Raw genomic sequence first — 2,271 nt, 5'->3', positions numbered from 1 at the left:
CGTCGAGCTGCCGTTCGCCTGGACCGACGTCACCCTGCACGCCACCGGCGCCACCAAACTCCTCGTCCACCTCACCCCCGGCCCCCACGCCGTCAGCATCGAGGCGGCCGACGAGGCGGGCAACCCCGTGGTGTCGATCGGCTCGCTGGCCCTGCGCGAGGTGTCGGCCGACCAGCTCAGCAAGCGTCCGACCTCCCTCTACCACCTCGAATGGGTCCCCGTGCTCCCTGCCCAGCCCGGCGGCGGGCACCGCTGGATCGCCGCCGGCGACGGCATTCCGGCCGACCCGGCCGAGAACGAGACGCTCCTCGTACGGGTGGACGGCGACCTGCGACGGACGCTCGCCCTGCTCCAGACCTGGATCGCGGCGGACCGCGCCCAAGGAGCCAAGCTGGCCCTCGTCACCGGCGACAGCGCCGATCCGGACATCGCCGCCGTGTGGGGCCTGGTCAAATCAGCTCAAGCCGAGCATCCCGGCCTGTTCCTCCTGGCCGAGCACGACGGCCCCACCGAGGCCCCTGGCGATCACCCCGACGTTGAACCGCTGCTGTCCGCGTTCGCCGCCGGAGAGCACCAGGTCCGCATCCGCGAAGGCAAGGCGCAGGCGGCCCGGCTCGCCCGTGTGCCCGCCGCACTCACCCCACCCGCCGACGCGTGGCGGGTGGACAGCGAGGACAAGGGCAGCCTCGACCGCCTCACCGCCGTACCCGCCCCCGAAGCCGCCGCGCCGCTGACGGACGGCCAGGTACGGATAGCGGTCCGCGCGGCGGGCGTGAACTTCCGCGACGTGCTCAACGCACTCGGCATGTACCCGGGGGAGGCCGGTCCCATGGGCTTGGAGGGCGCCGGCGTCGTCACCGAGGTCGGCCCCGGCGTGACCGGCGTGGCCGTGGGCGAGCGGGTGATGGGCATGTTCGACGGCGGCGCGTTCGGCCCGCTCGCGATCACCGACCACCGTCAGCTCGCGCCCATCCCCGAGGGGTGGTCGTTCGCGGAGGCGGCGGCGGTGCCGGTGGCGTTCCTGACCGCGTACTACGGCCTGGTGGACCTGGCCGGTCTCCAGCCGGGGGAGAAGGTGCTGATCCACGCGGCGGCGGGCGGTGTGGGCATGGCGGCGGCGCAGATCGCCCGTCACCTCGGCGCGGAGGTGTACGGCACCGCCAGCCCCGCCAAATGGAAAGCCACCGGCCTCGACGAAGAACACCTGGCCAGCTCCCGCACCCTGGAGTTCGCCGACCGCTTCCCACCCATGGACGTCGTCCTCAACTCCCTGGCCGGAGACTTCACCGACGCCTCACTCGGCCTCCTCAAACCCGACGGCCGCTTCATCGAAATGGGCAAAACCGACCTCCGGCCGGCCACCCCCGGCTACACCGCCTTCGACCTGGGCGAAGCCGGGCCGGCCAGGATCGGCGAGATGCTCCGTCACCTCCTGGAGCTGTTCGCCGACGGACACCTCAACCACCACCCGCGCACCTGCTGGGACGTCCGGCAGGCCAAGGACGCCTTCCGGCACATGCAGCAGGCCCGCCACATCGGCAAGGTCGTCCTCACCGTCCCCGCCCCGCTCGACCCGGACGGCACCGTCCTCATCACCGGCGGCACCGGCGGGCTCGGCGGCGCCGTGGCCAGGCACCTGGCCGGCACGCACGGCGTACGGCGGCTGCTGCTCACCAGCCGCTCAGGCCCCGACGCGCCGGGCGCGCAGAAGCTGCTCGCCGAGCTGTCGGAGCCCGGCAACGACGCCGAGATCGCCGCCGCGCACGCCGGCGACCGCGAGGCGCTGGCCGATCTCATCGACGGCCGCGAACTCACCGCCGTCGTGCACTGCGCGGGCGTACTCGACGACGGCGTGATCGCCGCGCTCACCCCCGGCCGCCTCGACCGCGTCCTGCGCCCGAAGGCCACGGCCGCGCGGCACCTGTACGAGCTCACCCGCGGCCACGACCTGCGCGCCTTCGTCCTCTTCTCCTCCCTGGCCGGCACGGCGGGCAGCACCGGCCAGGCCAACTACGCCGCCGCCAACGCCTACCTCGACGCGTTCGCCCGCCGGCACCACGCCGCCGGGCACCCCGTGCGCTCGCTGGCCTGGGGGCCGTGGGCGGGCGGCATGCTCGACGGGCTCGACGAGAACGAGCTGGCCATGATGGCGCGCGAAGGGCTCGCACCGCTGCCGGTCGAGGACGGGCTCGCCCTGCTCGACGCCGCGCTGGCCCGGCCGGAGCCCGTGCTCGTGCGGCCAGCGCCCTGACGTCGAACGCGGCCGGCACG

General features: G+C 74.2%; 1 protein-coding gene. It reads left to right on the top strand.

Annotated features, from left to right (window positions below; genetic code table 11):
• Positions 1–2,251: SDR family NAD(P)-dependent oxidoreductase (locus ABFX54_RS56370; protein ID WP_346115568.1), on the top strand; the 2,251-nt coding region annotated here is incomplete at its 5' end.
• Positions 2,252–2,271 lie beyond the last annotated feature (20 nt).

Source organism: Nonomuraea maheshkhaliensis, from assembly GCF_039529435.1.
GTDB classification, from domain to species: Bacteria; Actinomycetota; Actinomycetes; order Streptosporangiales; family Streptosporangiaceae; genus Nonomuraea; species Nonomuraea maheshkhaliensis.
This window is presented reverse-complemented; position numbering and strand designations above follow the sequence as displayed.